This is a genomic window from Pauljensenia sp. UMB1177 (genome assembly GCF_030217965.1).
In the GTDB taxonomy this organism is placed as follows: Bacteria; Actinomycetota; Actinomycetes; order Actinomycetales; family Actinomycetaceae; genus Pauljensenia; species Pauljensenia turicensis_A.
The window spans coordinates 46,369-61,996 of record NZ_JASOOV010000004.1; the positions used below are offsets into that span (position 1 = coordinate 46,369).

Annotated in this window: 15 protein-coding genes; 13 read left to right on the forward strand and 2 right to left on the reverse strand. The window is 56.8% G+C overall.

The window, feature by feature from the left end:
• Positions 1-119 precede the first annotated feature (119 nt).
• Positions 120-2,162 carry a Stk1 family PASTA domain-containing Ser/Thr kinase gene (gene pknB, locus QP442_RS06130; RefSeq protein WP_219585188.1) on the reverse strand — a complete coding sequence of 681 codons (2,043 nt, stop codon included), beginning with the start codon at positions 2,160-2,162 and terminating at the stop codon, positions 120-122.
• A 120-nt stretch (positions 2,163-2,282) separates the two neighbouring features.
• Between pknB and QP442_RS06135 the strand changes: the two genes are divergently transcribed.
• Positions 2,283-2,633 (forward strand): Rv2175c family DNA-binding protein, encoded by a 351-nt coding sequence (locus QP442_RS06135; protein ID WP_006681191.1) that lies wholly within the window; start codon positions 2,283-2,285, stop codon positions 2,631-2,633.
• A gap of 104 nt (positions 2,634-2,737) precedes the next feature.
• On the opposite strand, the gene QP442_RS06140 is transcribed toward QP442_RS06135, so the two are convergent.
• On the reverse strand, positions 2,738-3,838 hold the full coding sequence (locus QP442_RS06140) for a polyprenyl synthetase family protein (protein ID WP_103631884.1): 1,101 nt from the start codon (positions 3,836-3,838) through the stop codon (positions 2,738-2,740).
• Positions 3,839-4,036: 198 nt separating this feature from the next.
• Here QP442_RS06140 and QP442_RS06145 point away from each other — a divergent pair, with 198 nt between their 5' ends.
• From QP442_RS06145 to QP442_RS06200, 12 genes are all read left to right on the forward strand, one after another.
• Positions 4,037-5,917: an RNA polymerase sigma factor gene (locus tag QP442_RS06145; protein WP_285069699.1), complete on the forward strand. Its 1,881-nt coding sequence runs from the start codon at positions 4,037-4,039 to the stop codon at positions 5,915-5,917.
• 117 nt (positions 5,918-6,034) lie between these two features.
• Positions 6,035-6,379 carry a hypothetical protein gene (locus QP442_RS06150; protein ID WP_050998791.1) on the forward strand — a complete coding sequence of 115 codons (345 nt, stop codon included), beginning with the start codon at positions 6,035-6,037 and terminating at the stop codon, positions 6,377-6,379.
• Positions 6,380-6,467: 88 nt separating this feature from the next.
• The gene (gene ftsY / locus QP442_RS06155; RefSeq protein ID WP_285069700.1) at positions 6,468-7,745 is read left to right on the forward strand and encodes a signal recognition particle-docking protein FtsY; all 1,278 of its coding nucleotides are present in this window, start codon (positions 6,468-6,470) and stop codon (positions 7,743-7,745) included.
• Between the two features lie 154 nt (positions 7,746-7,899).
• On the forward strand, positions 7,900-9,492 hold the full coding sequence (ffh, locus tag QP442_RS06160; RefSeq protein WP_285069701.1) for a signal recognition particle protein: 1,593 nt from the start codon (positions 7,900-7,902) through the stop codon (positions 9,490-9,492).
• On the forward strand, positions 9,489-10,595 hold the full coding sequence (locus tag QP442_RS06165) for an amidohydrolase family protein (protein ID WP_006681185.1): 1,107 nt from the start codon (positions 9,489-9,491) through the stop codon (positions 10,593-10,595). The genes ffh and QP442_RS06165 overlap by 4 nt, the downstream gene beginning before the upstream one ends.
• A gap of 227 nt (positions 10,596-10,822) precedes the next feature.
• Positions 10,823-11,311 carry a 30S ribosomal protein S16 gene (rpsP, locus tag QP442_RS06170; protein ID WP_103631881.1) on the forward strand — a complete coding sequence of 163 codons (489 nt, stop codon included), beginning with the start codon at positions 10,823-10,825 and terminating at the stop codon, positions 11,309-11,311.
• A 2-nt stretch (positions 11,312-11,313) separates the two neighbouring features.
• A complete protein-coding gene (locus tag QP442_RS06175; protein ID WP_006681183.1) occupies positions 11,314-11,553 on the forward strand; it encodes an RNA-binding protein in 240 nt (79 codons plus the stop codon).
• Between the two features lie 172 nt (positions 11,554-11,725).
• Positions 11,726-12,250: a ribosome maturation factor RimM gene (gene rimM / locus QP442_RS06180; RefSeq protein ID WP_006681182.1), complete on the forward strand. Its 525-nt coding sequence runs from the start codon at positions 11,726-11,728 to the stop codon at positions 12,248-12,250.
• The gene (trmD, locus tag QP442_RS06185) at positions 12,250-13,593 is read left to right on the forward strand and encodes a tRNA (guanosine(37)-N1)-methyltransferase TrmD (protein WP_006681181.1); all 1,344 of its coding nucleotides are present in this window, start codon (positions 12,250-12,252) and stop codon (positions 13,591-13,593) included. Before rimM ends, trmD begins: the two co-directional genes overlap by 1 nt.
• Positions 13,594-13,774: 181 nt before the next feature.
• Positions 13,775-14,131, forward strand: a complete 357-nt coding sequence (gene rplS, locus QP442_RS06190; RefSeq protein WP_006681180.1) for a 50S ribosomal protein L19 — start codon at positions 13,775-13,777, stop codon at positions 14,129-14,131.
• A gap of 107 nt (positions 14,132-14,238) precedes the next feature.
• Positions 14,239-14,946 (forward strand): signal peptidase I, encoded by a 708-nt coding sequence (lepB, locus tag QP442_RS06195; RefSeq protein WP_442953374.1) that lies wholly within the window; start codon positions 14,239-14,241, stop codon positions 14,944-14,946.
• Complete coding sequence (locus QP442_RS06200) at positions 14,936-15,619, forward strand: ribonuclease HII (protein ID WP_179369707.1); 684 nt, start codon at positions 14,936-14,938, stop codon at positions 15,617-15,619. Before lepB ends, QP442_RS06200 begins: the two co-directional genes overlap by 11 nt.
• Positions 15,620-15,628: the final 9 nt, after the last annotated feature.

The window sequence follows — 15,628 nt, forward strand, 5'->3', positions numbered from 1 at the left end:
GCGGAGTTTGTCGAAGTATGGGTGTCGGGCGTTGGAGTGACACCGTCAACGCTTCTGACAGCTGTAGTGAGAGCCACAGTGGAAGCTGTATCGGTAGAAGCTCTATGCAGAGCTATCGACTACACGATGAAGAGGGTGACCGTCGATCCCTTTTTCACAACCGTGCCAGCACCGGGATCTGTGTAACGCGCGGTCCCGAAGAAGCCACCGAGCACGCGTTGAACCGTGACATTCAGGCCGGCAGCTTCCAGGATTCGTTTCGCTTCAGCTTCCTGCTTACCCGTAATGGAGGGGACTTCAACTGTTTCTGGCCCCTTGGAAACGACATATTCGACCTTGTCGCCCTTATGGAGAGTCGTGCCAGCTGCTGTTGTCTGAGAAATCAAGGAGCCTTCGGCGACACTGTCCGAGTACTCTTCACTTGGCGACGCGACCAATCCCAGTGCCTCGATCGCAGCCTGAGCATCAGCGCTACTCATCGCCATGAGGTCCGGAACCGTCAGTGGTTCTCGACCCTTCGAGACAACAACATCGATTTTCGTATCGTGGGGGATCGACGTATCGGGATCCAAGGACTGAGAAATGACGATATCCTTGGCAACCTCTTCCGAATACTCTTCGTTGATTGTGCCCACGGCTAAACCAGCATCGGTGAGCACAGTCTCAATCTCAGACTTGTTCTTTCCAACAAGATCGGGCACAGGTCGCATATCGATGCCTTTGGAGGTTGTTACGCGAACCTCTGCGTTCTTGTGAACAGGCTGCCCGCCACCGGGATCAGAAGAAATGACGATACCGGATTGGACGGTGTCAGAGAACGCTTCCTCTTCAATCACTCCAAGCCCAAGAGCTGCAAGCTCTGACTTCACGGCCTGTGAGGAACGCCCAGCTGTTTGAGGCATGGTCAAGTACGAGCCGGGGCCATACTCGTTCCACCACCACCAGCCACCTACACCACCGATGATAGAGACGAAGGCAATGATGGCCAGGAACTTGCCGATGAACGAACGGCGATTCTTTTTTGGAGAATGCATCGCTCCTTGCACTCCAGCGGCCTGGACAACAGTGCGGGACGTGGAATGACCATTCGGGGGAAGTGAAGAGGTCACACCCAGATGCTCCCAAGTGGCAGTTTCTCCCGCAGAAGAGGCAACCTTTGGTGCAACGTCGGCTCGACGAGCAAGGATTTCTTCCGGCAGTCCACTTTCGACGCGAGCGAGGAGCTCAAGTGCTTCACCGGCGTCTGTTGGTCGCTCATCAGGATTCGTTGCAGCTAACGCTGAAATAAAGTCATCAATTTCGCGAGGCAACCAGCTGACCAGAGCCGACGGCATCGGAATGGGATCATTCACATGATGCGTAGCAATCTGGATAGCATTTTCGCCTTCCCACGGCACTGAACCCGTGAGCATTTCAAACGCCATGATGCCAACGGCGTAAAGGTCGGTGCGCTGATCAACGTCGTGTGACAGGGCAACTTCCGGAGCAATGTAGGCCACGGTTCCCAGCATTGAACCAGTGGTCGAAAGTGACACTTCAGAGGCCGCGCGTGCTAAACCAAAATCGGTCACGCGAGCAGGCGGATCTGCGGGAACAAGGACGTTTTCTGGCTTGATGTCGCGGTGGATCACACCAACACGATGAGCGGCTCGGAGTGCGTCAAGAACGTCGTGAACGTAGGACAGTGTTTGCCCAACGGTAAAAGAACCTTGCTCGTTTAAGACAGTGCGAAGGGTCGGTCCGTCGATGAGTTCCATGACCAAGAATCCCTGACCAGCAACAACACCCTGATCGAAAACCGAGACGACACCGGGGTGAATAATGCGGGCAGCGGATCGCGCTTCGCGACGGAAACGAGCAACGTAATCCTGTGACTGGGCAAGATGCGGATGCATGATCTTCAAAGCAACCGGGCGCTCCAAGCGTTCGTCTTGTGCCACGTACACGGTTGCCATTCCGCCACGAGCCAGCAGGCGGATTACGCGATAGCGCGAGTCAATAAGCATTCCTAGAAGCGGATCAATCTGGTCGCTCGTAGGGGATGAAAGATCGTTGGGCTCGGGTGATTCAGGTGCAACACGATGCCCTGGTAGGGTCTGCAGGCGTTCAGTCGGCTGCGAACCAGTGTCAGGGGTGCGTCGGTCTGAATCAAAATCGGTCACGTTCGGATTGTATTAGAGGGGCGCCGTAGTGGGCGTACGCAAGACGGCGCGCCATGTGAGTTCGTGCGCTCAGTGCCTCGAGACGAGGCCGGGGGAGCGTTTGACGGCTAGGCTGAGAACATGACCCAGAATGTGGAAACTATTTCGTTTGAAGAAGCCGGTCGTCTGTTGGGCGTCGAAGAACGCCGGATCAAGCAGTTTGTGCGTGATCATGTTTTGTTTGCCGTGAAGGGCGAGAGCGGAAAGCCTGCGATTCCTCGCGAAATCATTGTCTTAGGTGCAAACGGCTGGGAGCCACTGTTCAGCCTTCCTGGCACGCTGACGCTTCTGGAGGACGACGGTTTTACGCCCGAAGAAGCGGCTGCTTGGTTGTACACCGTTCAAGACGAACTCGGTGAAACGCCCATGGAAGCCCTGTTGAAGGGGCGCCACCACAAGGTCAATTCAATCGCCTCAACTCTGGCGTTCTGAGATTATTCCGACCCGCGCTTGAACAAAGAACGAGGCTCGCCATGTGCGTTGCCTCGTTCTTTTCATTATCACAGAAGGCAAATCTGAACGCGTAAGGTGACTGGTTACGCCGTACGGGCGGTGATGATCTCAGCCAACTCGGTCAGATCGCGACGCTGATCTTCAGTGAATGGATAGGCGTCAAAACCGCGATGGCCTTCCTTCACTAGAGAATCGATCAGCGACTCGTGGGCGCGTCGACCGCGTTCTTCAATAATCGTCGCGCACTGGGCAATCGCTTCATCCGAAGCATCCTCGTCGCCGAGCACTCCGAGCAGAGTGCGACGTTCGTCTACAGTCGCATGAGACCACGCCAAAGAAAGCAATACGGTTCGCTTGCCCTCACGCAGATCATCGCCGGCAGGCTTGCCCGTGGTTGCCGGGTCGCCGAAGATCCCCAGATCGTCATCGCGAAGCTGGAAAGCGATACCCCACGGAGTGAGGATGGAGTCCAACGCCTGGATCAGCTCGGGTGAACCACCGCCGGCAATCGCCCCGAGAATCGCCGGGTGGACGATCGAATAATGCGCGCTCTTGTGGAGGACAACCTCCATGACATCCTCGACGCTGATGGCAACGTTATCTTCGACGTCCAACGGAAGATTTTCTGCTCGGATATCAAGGTATTGCCCCAAGCCCACTTCCGCGTGCATCGTCGTAAAACGCTGCATGAGCAAGAAGGCGCGCTCCGGGGCCAACAGTGAGCACTGAGAATTGACTGCGGCCTGGGCGGCGGAGAACAACAGGTCACCGACAAGAACGGCGCCGGCGGCACCGAATGCGGTTGCAGACCCTTCCCAGCCCCTATCGCGATGAATCTCAGCAAGGCGAACATGGGGAGTGGGGGCTCCGCGACGCGTATCAGCATGGTCAATGAGATCGTCGTGCGCCAATGCTGAGGCCTGGTAGAGCTCAAGGCCGGCTGCCAACGCCGAAAGGTCAAGATCCGGATCATCCAGCGGACGTTGCAAGGCCAACGAAGCCCCGAAATATGCCAGAAGTCCGCGGAAACGCTTGCCTGACTGGATCGAGGCGACGCAGGTCTGAGTAAATTCATCCGAGACTCGTGACGTGCCGATTTCATCCATCAACGCGATCAGATGATCGTGAGTCGCATTGTCGATGGTGGGGCGGAGTTCGGCGAACCGTGCGGTAAGTGTTTCCATAGGTCACACTGTAGCGTGACACGTGTAAATGTGGTGCTGGTCATTATTGTTTCACCTTTGGTGAGCTACATCATTAAAAATAGGGGTTGACAGGTGAGTTCATCAGGAAAATTTGCACTATCGGACTATAATTAAAAGTAGGTTTTCAGCGCCCGAATCGGCGCGAAGAAGTCCCCATTTTCTGCGAAAGGGATAGGTGTGGCCGGATCGAGCACTACCAAGGGGTCCAAGACTACTTCCAAGGCTAGTAGGGTTGACGAAACAGTAGAGGTAGAAAAGACCGCACCAGCAACGAAGAAGCGTGCTTCGAAGGCTGTGACTCAAAAGGCTACCGACGAAGCTACCAAGGCTCCAGCAAAGAAGACCACGCTCCGTACGGCAAAGAAGACCGCGGAAGCTGGCGACGTCGCTCCCGAAGAGAAGCCTGCTCAGAAAACGACTCGACGTACCGTGAAGAAGGTCGCCGACGAAACTGCAAAGGCTTCGTCTGAAGCTGAAGCCACCAAGGCTCCTGCAAAGAAGACCAAGCGTCGTACCACGAAGAAGGCGACCGCTGAAGTCGCTTCTAGTGATGCTCCTACAACCGACGCGCAGGCTCCGCTTACCCAGGAAGAGCCCGCAAAAACGGCAAAGAAGACGACTCGTCGCACCACGAAGAAGGACGGCGAATCTGCCGAGGTTCAAGAAGACAAGTCCACGAAGAAGGCAACTCGTCGCACGACCAAGAAGACCGTCGAGGGTGCAGAGACCCAAGAAGGTAAGCCCGCGAAGAAAGCTACGCGTCGTACCAAGAAGGTTGCAGAGGCTACAGAGGCTCAAGAAGACAAGCCTGCAAAGAAGACGACTCGTCGCAAGAAGAAGGACGAGCCCAAGGTCGAAGAACCGGCAATTGAAGAGTCTGAAGAAGAGACTGAAGACGATATCGACGATGCTGATATCGATCTGAACGACGAAGAAGAACTCGACGATACTGAAGACACAGATGGCGACGATACGTCAGATGATGAAGAGGAATCTGAAGACGAATCTGAAGAGGAAGATGAAGAGTCCAAGCCTAAGCCGTCAGTCGTTGAGGTAACAACGTCGAAGGCAAAGACGAAGGGGAGTTTCGTCGTTTCCGACTCCGACGAGTCCGATGAGCCCGTCCAGCAGGTGACCGTCGCGGGCGCAACCGCGGACCCGGTCAAGGACTACCTCAAGCAGATCGGCAAGGTTTCGCTGCTGAACGCAGAGCAGGAAGTTGACCTTGCCCGCCGTATTGAAGCTGGCCTCTACGCTGAATACAAGCTGAAGAACGAAGCCGATTCGATGACGGCGAAGGAACGTCGTGAGCTGCACTTCATGGCATCCGACGGTCAGCTGGCGAAAAATCACCTGCTGGAAGCAAACCTGCGTCTGGTCGTTTCGCTGGCTAAGCGTTACACGGGTCGTGGCATGCAGTTCCTGGATCTGATCCAGGAAGGTAACCTCGGTCTGATTCGTGCAGTTGAGAAGTTCGACTACACGAAGGGCTACAAGTTCTCCACCTACGCAACCTGGTGGATTCGTCAGGCGATCACGCGTGCAATGGCTGACCAGGCTCGCACGATCCGTATTCCTGTCCACATGGTTGAGGTCATCAACAAGCTCGCTCGCGTCCAGCGCCAGATGCTTCAGGATCTTGGTCGTGAACCCACGCCGGAAGAACTGGCGAAGGAACTCGACATGACGCCCGAAAAGGTCGTCGAGGTTCAGAAGTACGGTCGCGAACCGATCTCGCTTCACACTCCGCTGGGCGAAGATGGCGATTCTGAGTTCGGCGACCTGATCGAAGACTCTGAAGCAATCGTTCCCGCCGACGCTGTGTCGTTCACGCTTCTTCAAGAACAGCTCCACAACGTGCTCGACACCCTGTCGGAGCGTGAAGCTGGCGTTGTGTCGATGCGTTTCGGTCTGGGCGATGGTCAGCCGAAGACCCTGGATGAGATCGGCAAGGTCTATGGCGTGACGCGCGAGCGTATTCGTCAGATCGAGTCGAAGACGATGTCGAAGTTGCGTCACCCGTCGCGTAGCCAGGTGCTTCGCGATTACCTCGACTGATCACCTCGCGTTTGTCTTATCTCAGTAACGTTGCGGTGAGTCATCTCATGGTCACGAAACGATGAAGTCACTAAGTGTGAGGTGGCGGGCGGGCTCGAACAGTTAGAACATAGTTACATGCTCTCGGGTTTTCTCATCATGGCCTTTGTTCTTCTGCTCGTTGTGGTTATCGCTGTTGCGGTGATCGTTGGTTTGGCACTTGAGCGTCGCCCTGCGTCCGTTTGGCAGGAACATCTTCGTGACCAGCGTGAGAAGCTGACGAATGCTCCCGAAAATGATGCCGATCCCGTGTCACCTCACTCGACAACGTTGACGGATCTGATGGGTGATACGTCGTCGATGAAGAACGCGTATTTTGATGCGGATCGGTTGCCCGGCGTTGATCGTATTGAGCGTGTGACGGATCGTTTTGAAGCGATGCAGGAGCACCGCAAGGCAGGCAAGGAATCTTCGGCCGAGTAAACGTTGCCTAGCGTGCCACTAGTGTTCGACTCCGTTAGGTTCAACCAATAAGTGGAACTTGATAGCGTCCATGGGAGATGATGAGCCCATGGACGCTGTTCTTTCATTTTTAAGCTCTCCGGCGGGCATTGCGTGTATTGCACTGCTCGTCGTTGTCATCGTGGGCATTGGTATTGGAGTTGCGCGTAGCTCGAAGAAGTCCATGCCGACTATTACGCCTGCTACTCCGGCCACGCCAGTTACGGCCGCGCCGACAACTCCTGCGGATGAGGTCCCCGCAGATGCACCTGATGCGCGCGGTAGTCCGTCGCCGATCGACGAGGCCGCCTTGTGCGCTCCGACGTCTGACCCTGTCGTAGATGGCGGGCAAGACCAGCTGACAGCACCTGTTGAAGAGACTGTCGAAGCACCTGAACTGTCAGTTGAGGTTCCTGAATCACTGCCGAGCCGTATGGCTCGCCTGCGGTCGCGCCTGTCGCGTTCGGGCACGCTGGGCAAGGCTATCGTTTCGGTGTTGTCCCGTGGTGAGCTGAAAGCCGCTGACTGGGAAGAAGTCGAAGATACGCTTCTTGTCGCTGATCTTGGTCTTGAAGCGACCGACACGCTGATTGAGGCACTAAAGAATCGCGTGGCTGTCGAAGGTGTTCACGACACTGATTCCATTAAGAGGTTTCTTTCCGAAGAGCTTCTTGCGCTGGTTGATCCTGCGATGGATCGTAGCCTGCATCTTGATCGTCAGGGCGACACAGGTGAGCTTCCCGCATCGATCCTGATGGTTGGCGTGAACGGCACCGGTAAGACGACGACCGTTGGCAAACTGGCTCGCGTTCTCGTTGCCGAAGGCAAGAGCGTTTTGCTGGGTGCAGCTGACACCTTCCGCGCTGCTGCCGGCGAACAGCTGGGCACGTGGGGTGAGCGCGTTGGTGTTGAGGTCGTTGCTTCTGACCGCGAGGGCGCAGATCCGGCTTCGGTTGCTTTCGATGCGCTCAAGGCTGGCGCAGACAAGAATATTGATGTCGTGCTGGTTGACACCGCTGGTCGTCTGCAGACGAAGTCGACGCTGATGGATGAGCTTGGCAAGGTCAAGCGTGTCATGGAAAAGCGGGCTCCCGTCAACGAGGTTCTGCTGGTCCTCGATGCGACCACCGGTCAGAACGGTATGAAGCAGGCTGAGGTTTTCGCTGAAGTTGTTGGAGTGACCGGCATTGTCCTGACCAAGCTTGATGGGTCTGCAAAGGGGGGCATTGTTGTCTCCGTGCAGAAGGCTCTTGGTGTTCCGGTGAAGTTCGTTGGCCTGGGTGAAGGCGCTGACGATCTTGCTCCGTTCGATCCGCAGGGCTTCGTTGACGCCATCGTGAATGGCTGACACTTTTCGAGTTGCACGCTAGGCGGGTCAGTCTCACGCTGTGTGAGGGCTGCCTCGCATACGGCTGTGATAGCCCGCGTGCGATAGGCTTTGACCACTCAACGAGGTCATGGCCTCGTACCCTTTTTGCTTTCCACCTTTTGGGAGACTCAACGTGTTTGGAAATCTGTCGGATCGGCTGACTCAGTCTTTTAAACAGCTTCGCTCTCGTGGTGTGCTGACCGAATCAGATGTTGACCAGACAATTTCAGAGATTCGTCGCGCCCTGATTGATGCTGACGTTGCTCTTCCCGTTGTCCGTCAGTTCACCAGCTCGGTCCGTGAGAAGGCCTACGGTGCGGCGCGTTCGAAGGCACTGAATCCCGGACAGCAGGTCATTCGAATCGTCAACGAGGAACTGGTTGAGATTCTGGGCGGCGAAACTCGTGAACTGAAGTTTGCTGATCGCGGCCCGACGGTCTTCATGCTTGCTGGTCTGCAGGGTGCCGGTAAGACGACGCTTGCCGGAAAGCTCGGTAAGTGGCTCCGCGAAGAAGGCAAGTCCGTTCTTCTTGTTGCCTCTGACCTTCAGCGTCCGAATGCAGTGAACCAGTTGCAGGTTGTGGGTGAGCGTGCTGGCGTTCAAGTGTGGGCACCCGAACCCGGTAACGGCGTTGGCGATCCGGTGCAGGTCGCACGCTCGGGTCTGAACCACGCGATTGAAAACGGCATTAACGTGGTCATCGTCGATACCGCGGGTCGTTTGGGTGTCGACGAAGAAATGATGGCTCAGGCTGTCGCGATCCGCGATGCTGTTCAACCGCACGAAATCATGTTCGTGCTTGACGCGATGGTCGGTCAGGATGCCGTCCAAACGTCGACCGCGTTCCGCGATGGCGTGGGCTTCACCGGTGTTGTCCTGTCGAAGCTCGACGGTGATGCCCGCGGTGGTGCTGCGCTCTCCGTGCGAGGCGTGACCGGTGCACCGATCCTGTTCGCGTCCACGGGTGAGAACCTCGATGACTTTGAGCGTTTCCACGCTGACCGTATGGCGTCACGCATCCTCGATATGGGCGACATTCTCACCCTGATCGAGCAGGCAGAAAAGAAGCTGGACGCCGAAGAAGCCGAGCGCATGGCGCAAAAGGCAATGGCCGGCGAACTGACTTTGGGTGACTTCCTCTCGCAGTTGCAACAGGTGAAGAAGCTTGGCTCGATGAAGAAGATGCTCGGCATGATTCCTGGCGCAGGCCAGATTCGCGAGCAGATTGAAAACTTCGATGAACGCGAGGTCGACCGTATTGAGGCGATTGTCCGTTCGATGACGCCAGCGGAACGTGAAGATGTTTCGCTGTTGAACGGTTCGCGTCGTGCGCGTATCGCACGAGGCTCCGGTGTAACGGTTGCTGAGGTGAACTCGCTGGTCAAGCGCTTTGAAGCTGCCAAGGCCATGATGGGCCAGATGGGTGCGATGGGCGGAATGCCCGGCTTCGGTAACATGCCCGGCCAGGGCGGTAAGGCGAAGCAGAAGGCGAATGCGCGTGCCGCTCAGGCAAAGCGTGCGAAGGTCAAGAAGAAGGCGCGTTCCGGTAATCCTGCGAAGCGTCGCCAGCAGGAGCTTGAGGCTCTTCTTCCGCCCGAGCAACGTTCGTCTGCTCCCGCTGCAGGATCCGCATTCGGCGGTGCGCCTGCTCCCGAGCCGACCGCTCGTCCGTCGATGGATGATCTGCCAGACGACATCAAGCGCATGATGGCCGGCCTCAAGTGATCTTTCAGGGATCGCTACTCTGGTCCGCGACCTCCGGCTCACCGGCATCGTGGACAACCGGTTCGTGGAAGATTGATCCTTCCGGCATCACCATGATCGACGAGGCCGGGACGACAGGTTCGGACTTCACCGGCTTTGCGGTGCCCGGATTCGTTGACTCTCACGCCCATATTGGCGTTGGATCAGATGGGCCCGTGGGCCTTGAAGAGCAAGAAGTACAGGCGCGTGCCCAGAGGAACACGGGTGTCTTGGCTCTGCGCGATTGTGGCGCTCCCGTTGATAACCGTTGGTTGGATTCACGCGATGACCTGCCGAAACTGATTCGAGCAGGACGTCATATTGCTCGTCCCAAGCGATACATTCGTGGCATGCCCATCGACTGTGAGAATCTCGCTGATCTTCCGGACCTCGTCGCTGAGCAGGCGAAACGGGGCGACGGCTGGGTGAAACTGGTCGGCGACTGGATTGATCGCTCGAATGGTGTAGATTCTGACCTCGAGCCGCTGTGGCCGACGGAGGTTCTTGTGGATGCCGTTGCAGCTGCCCACGAAAACGGTGCGAAAGTGGCGGTTCACTCCTTCGCTCACGCGACGATCGACTCGCTTCTTGAAGCGGGCGTCGACGACATTGAACACGCGACGGGCATGGACGCGGATCAAGCAGATGAGGCCGCGCGCAGGGGAGTGCTGATCACTCCGACGCTACTTCAAGTTGAATTGTTCAAGGACTTCGCTGATCAGGCCGGAGCGAAATACCCCGTATACGGTGCGACCATGTCTCGTATGTACGACGAGCGTCGCGAGCATTTCGCGATGCTCCGGGAATTCGGCGTCACCTTGGTGATGGGTACTGATTCTGGTGGCTACCAAGAGCATGGGACGATCGGTAAAGAGTTTGAACTCTGGCTGGATCGGGGAGTATCGCGCTTAGAACTGATCGATGTCGCCACATGGAAGTCCCGCATTGCACTGAACTTTGAGCAGTTGAGTCCGGGTGCCAGTGCGGATCTTCTGATCTACCGCGAGGATCCGCGAACAAGCGGTGCATTGGATCAGCCCGACCATGTCGTGATCAATGGGCAGCTGGTTTATTCGCGTTCTTGAATTGCGCTTTGCTTCGGACGTGACCGATTCCACGGCGGGTTGAAGCGTGTGATGAGCCCCAGATTTGGGGCATCGGGCGCCAACTATGGCACAATTGAGGGCGTACTCGGGCACTGAAGGACCCTCTCACCTTCTTTGACCGCGTCCCGGAACAAACATTGACCTGTGTTTCCCACCGGGGAAGTGCACGTTCCAACTCTGAACTAGAAACAGGAGTGACCACACAAGTGGCAGTTCGCATTCGTTTGAAGCGCGTGGGCAAGATTCACGCTCCCGCATACCGTGTTGTCGTCGTCGATTCGCGCAAGAAGCGTGACGGTCGCGTCATCGAAGAGATCGGTCTGTACGACGCACAGCCGAACCCGTCAATCATCCGCATCGACTCGGCTCGCGCTCAGTACTGGCTGGGTGTTGGCGCACAGCCGTCCGACCAGGTTCGTAACCTGCTCGTCCTGACCGGCGACATCGCAAAGTTCAACGGCAAGAAGGATGCGGTTTCCCGCGTCAAGGTTGCCGAGTCTGACAAGGCTGGCGCAGCTGCTGAAGCTGTCAAGGCTGCAGAAGCAGAAGCCGAAAAGTCGAAGGCTGCTCAGGCAGCTGCAAAGGCAGAGGCTGAAGCAGAAGCAAAGGCCGCTGCTGAAGCTGCCGAGGCTGAAGCAAAGGCAGCAGAAGCTGAAGCTGAAGAAGCTCCGGCTGAAGCTGGCGAGGAAGCCTGATCATGCTGGCTGATGCGCTTGAGCACCTCGTCTCTGGAATCGTCGACCACCCGGAAGATGTTCGGGTTTCGGCTCGTTCCATGCGACGCGGTCACCTCCTTGAGGTTCGGGTCAATCCCGATGACCTCGGTCGTGTGATTGGTCGTAGCGGTCGCACCGCTCGCGCTCTGCGCACGGTGATGGGCGCTCTTTCAACGCGCGGTCCTATTCGTGTTGACGTTGTCGACACGGATCGCGAGTAAGCGCTCGCAAACACAACTCATGTGGAGGGGCTCAGTTTTGAGCCCCTCCACTGTTTTATTTCTCCCACGATATGAGCGGTCAACGGAATGCAGACCGATTCGCTGACCGTGGGATACTAGAAGCCAATACGTCACTTCTCGGTGTACACAACTGAAGGATGAAGGACACACTATGCAGATGACCGCAGGCATCATCGGGCCAGCTCATGGCCTTCGTGGTGAAGCAATGGTGGAAGTACGTTCCGACGATCCTGAGATCTGGGCACCCGGCTTTGTCTTCGGTGTACTGGGCGAGCCTGAAATGGAACTGACGGTTCGCAGTGCGCGTATGCACAAGGATCGCCTGCTTGTTGGCTTCGAGGAACTGTCAACCCGCGAACAGGTAGAGGCTCTGCGTGGCAAGAAGCTTCTGGTCGAAGAAACTGAAGAAGAAGACGCATGGTATCCGCATCAACTGAAAGGGTGCGTAGCTGTGATGCCCGATGGCGCAACACTGGGAACAGTGACTGGCCTGCAGTTTGGAATGGCTCAGGATCTTCTTCTGGTCAAGCCCGTCAGTGGAGCAACAGTCATGGTGCCTTTCGTTGAAGAGCTTGTCCCCGAGGTTGACGTTGAGAATAAGCGCGTTACTCTGACTCCGCCTCCCGGCTTGTTTGATGATGACTATGTCGATGCATCGGATAGGAATTCCAACTGATGAGGATCGACCTTTTCTCGATTTTCCCCGAGTACTTCGCGCCCGTAAATCTGTCTCTGCTGGGCAAGGCACACGAGACTGGCCTCGTCGATGTGCATGTCCACGATCTGCGTGATTGGACGCACGACGCACACCGCACAGTTGACGACACCCCGTACGGCGGTGGCGCGGGCATGGTGATGATGCCGACCGTGTGGGGAGAGGCTCTCGACGAGGTCATTGCTGAGTGCTCTGCTGGGCAAGACCAGGACGTTGCGCAACGTCGTGTTCTTGCGATCCCAACACCGTCCGGTATCCCGTTGACGCAGGCAACCGCACGCAACCTGACTAACGTCGATCAGCTGATGATCGCCTGCGGACGATACGAAGGGATTGATCAGCGCGTCGCCGATCACTACCGCGCGTTAGGTGTCGAGGTTCTTGAGTACTCGATCGGCGACTACGTGTTGAACGGTGGGGAAGTGGCGGCGCTCGTGCTTGTGGAAGCGGTGACGCGTCTACTCGACGGTTTTATGGGGAACCCTCAGTCGCTCGAGGAAGAGTCCCATGAGAACGGTCTGTTGGAGTACCCGACGTACACGAAGCCTCGTTCGTGGCGTGATATCGAGGTGCCTGACGTTCTTCTCAGTGGCGATCACGGGCGGATCGAACGCTGGCGACGCGACCTGTCGCTGAAGCGGACAGTCGAGCGCAGGCCGGATTTGATTGCTCAGTTGCAGTACGGGGATCTCGATTCAGCTGACAAAGAGTTTCTTGCTGCCTGCGGGCACCTCGTCACCCCTAGCGGGCATCATACGGTTTCGATTCGAGTGGCTCAGGCACACGATGCCGACGCTCTTGCCGCACTTGCGACGCGTACGTTCCCGGACGCCTGTCCCGACGTCCTTTCTGATGAAGCAATCGCAGCGTTTATCGGCGACCAGCTATCGCCTGAAGCATGTGCTCGATTCATCGCTCAGCCGGAACGATACCGCGTGCTGGTCGCTGAAATCGGCGGTGAACTGGGCGGATACACCCTGTCGATCATCGGTGAAGACGCGATTGAAAAAGGCATGGTGCGCCCCGGACGTATCGAAGCGTCGGATGCCTACCTGTCCAAGTGCTACACGGATGCTACGTGGCGTGGAAGTGGTCTGGCGGGCGCTCTACTTGAAGCGGCAGTGGCGGACGTTGAAGCTTCCAATGCAGCCCCGCGCTTAGTTTTAGCAACACACACCGGTAACCTTCGCGCTCAAAAGTTTTACAAGAAGCACGGCTTCAAAAAGAAGGCACGTCGCACGTTCAACGTCGGGGGAGTAATGAACGTAGACGTTGTCCTCGTGCGGAATCTCACCGTTCGATAGACATATTCGTCCCTCGTAGACAGTGTGCACCGTCTGACGAATGTGGCACACTTGAACACGGTGCATTCGAGTGCAACCTGCCGCAGGGGGACGCTCACATGAATGCCCGTTGAAGAAAGCGCAGGCCCCGCCTGCCGTATTCGACGCAACTGACCTGCGGCAGAAGTGTCAAGGAGTAAACATGCAGAAGCTGGACGCAGTCGACGCCGCTTCCCTTCGTTCCGATCTTCCTTCGTTCCGCGCCGGTGACACCGTCAAGGTTCACGTGAAGGTTATTGAAGGTAGCCGTTCCCGTATCCAGGTCTTCCAGGGTGTTGTTATTGCCCGTCGCGGTCACGGCGTCTCTGAGACGTTCACCGTCCGCAAGGTCTCCTTCGGTGTTGGTGTGGAGCGTACGTTCCCGCTGCATGCACCGACGATCGACCGCCTTGAGGTCGTCACCAAGGGCGACGTCCGTCGTGCAAAGCTCTACTACCTGCGTGAGCGTCACGGCAAGGCTGCCAAGATTAAGGAACACCGCTCGGGCAGCGCAGAGTGAAACTCTGAGCATGACCACTGTGTGCCCGGTGCCCTTCGGGGCACCGGGCTTGCGTGTTCGTATGCCAACCGGTGTTGGCATCTCCTCTGAAAAGTGAAGGATTACGAGTGACTGACAGTGATTACGCCATCGATTCTGATGGGGATACCGGTTCAGGTGGCTTTTTTGCTTGGATTCGTGAACTTGCCCTGATCGTGGTCGCGGCGTTCGTGATCTTCACTCTGCTCCGCATTTTTGTCGTCCAAGTGTTTTGGATTCCCTCCGCGTCCATGCGCGACACCCTGGTGGAAAACGACCGTATCGCAGTCTCACGTATCGCGGCACACACGGGAAATATTGAGCGCGGTGACGTGGTTGTTTTTCACGATCAGTTGGACTGGCTCCCGTCGAATCTTTCAACCGACGATTCTTTTGCTAATGCTGTCGGTAAATTTGTTGGTTTTCTTCCCGGTGGTTCAGATAAAACACTTGTGAAACGCGTGATCGGTGTGGGCGGTGATCACGTCACCTGTTGCACGGCCGAAGGCAAGGTTGCAGTGAATGGTGTGCCCGTGGACGAACCCTACATTGCTGACGGTCAGCTTCCCTCTGACATTTCTTTCGATATTACGGTTCCCCAGGGCACGCTTTGGGTCATGGGTGATAACCGTGGTAATTCAGCGGATTCTCGCTACCACATGGGTTCTGGTGAAACACCTTACGTTCCCGAAGACGCGGTTGTTGGCACCGTGAGCGCAGTTATTTGGCCGACGTCGCATTGGAAGGTTGGCCTGAATCGTCGCGACGTTTTTGCTGGTATTCCCGATGCCCAGTGATGCGACGCGCGATGTCGAACGTGAGCTCCTTACCCGCTATGACGTTGTCATTGGAATGGACGAGGTGGGGCGTGGTGCAATTGCAGGGCCCGTTGTCGTGGGGGCATGCCTTGTCACGGGGGACGAGGCCCCTCAACCAGCGGGGCTTCGCGACTCGAAACTGTTAAGCGAAAAAAGACGCGTCGCCTTGGAGCCTCTGGTGTGCCGGTGGGCGAAGTCTGTTGGTGTGGGTTTTGCTTCGAATGATGAAGTCGACGCCCACGGAATCATTGTTGGCCTGCGTTTGGCTGGTATGCGTGCTCTGCAACAGTTGGATATTCCCAATGGCGCACGCGTGATTGTTCTGCTTGATGGGGCGCATAATTGGCTGACGCGATCCGACGATTTGTTTTCTCCGATTGATGACGCACCCTACCCGGACATTGAGGTGCCACACGTTGTCACTCGCGTCAAGGCTGACGCATCATGCTCGGTCGTGGCCGGCGCATCCGTTGTCGCGAAGGTCAGACGTGACGAATGGATGAAAACGGTGGAAGATCCGGGATACGACTGGGCCTCGAACAAAGGCTATTCTTCGGCAAAACACATTGACGCTCTTAGGCGACTGGGGGTTTCTCCTCTTCATCGCCGTTCGTGGAACCTTCCCGGCACTGGGCGCGCCGAGCGCGCCTGAAGGGTCAGG

Excerpts from the sequence above, each read along its gene's own strand:
- QP442_RS06135 (WP_006681191.1), top strand. The coding sequence starts at position 2,283 with ATGACCCAGAATGTGGAAACTATTTCGTTTGAAGAAGCCGGTCGTCTG.
- QP442_RS06140 (WP_103631884.1), bottom strand. The coding sequence starts at position 3,838 with ATGGAAACACTTACCGCACGGTTCGCCGAACTCCGCCCCACCATCGAC.
- QP442_RS06150 (WP_050998791.1), top strand. The coding sequence starts at position 6,035 with ATGCTCTCGGGTTTTCTCATCATGGCCTTTGTTCTTCTGCTCGTTGTG.
- ftsY (WP_285069700.1), top strand. The coding sequence starts at position 6,468 with ATGGACGCTGTTCTTTCATTTTTAAGCTCTCCGGCGGGCATTGCGTGT.
- QP442_RS06175 (WP_006681183.1), top strand. The coding sequence starts at position 11,314 with ATGCTGGCTGATGCGCTTGAGCACCTCGTCTCTGGAATCGTCGACCAC.
- rimM (WP_006681182.1), top strand. The coding sequence starts at position 11,726 with ATGCAGATGACCGCAGGCATCATCGGGCCAGCTCATGGCCTTCGTGGT.
- trmD (WP_006681181.1), top strand. The coding sequence starts at position 12,250 with ATGAGGATCGACCTTTTCTCGATTTTCCCCGAGTACTTCGCGCCCGTA.
- rplS (WP_006681180.1), top strand. The coding sequence starts at position 13,775 with ATGCAGAAGCTGGACGCAGTCGACGCCGCTTCCCTTCGTTCCGATCTT.
- QP442_RS06200 (WP_179369707.1), top strand. The coding sequence starts at position 14,936 with ATGCCCAGTGATGCGACGCGCGATGTCGAACGTGAGCTCCTTACCCGC.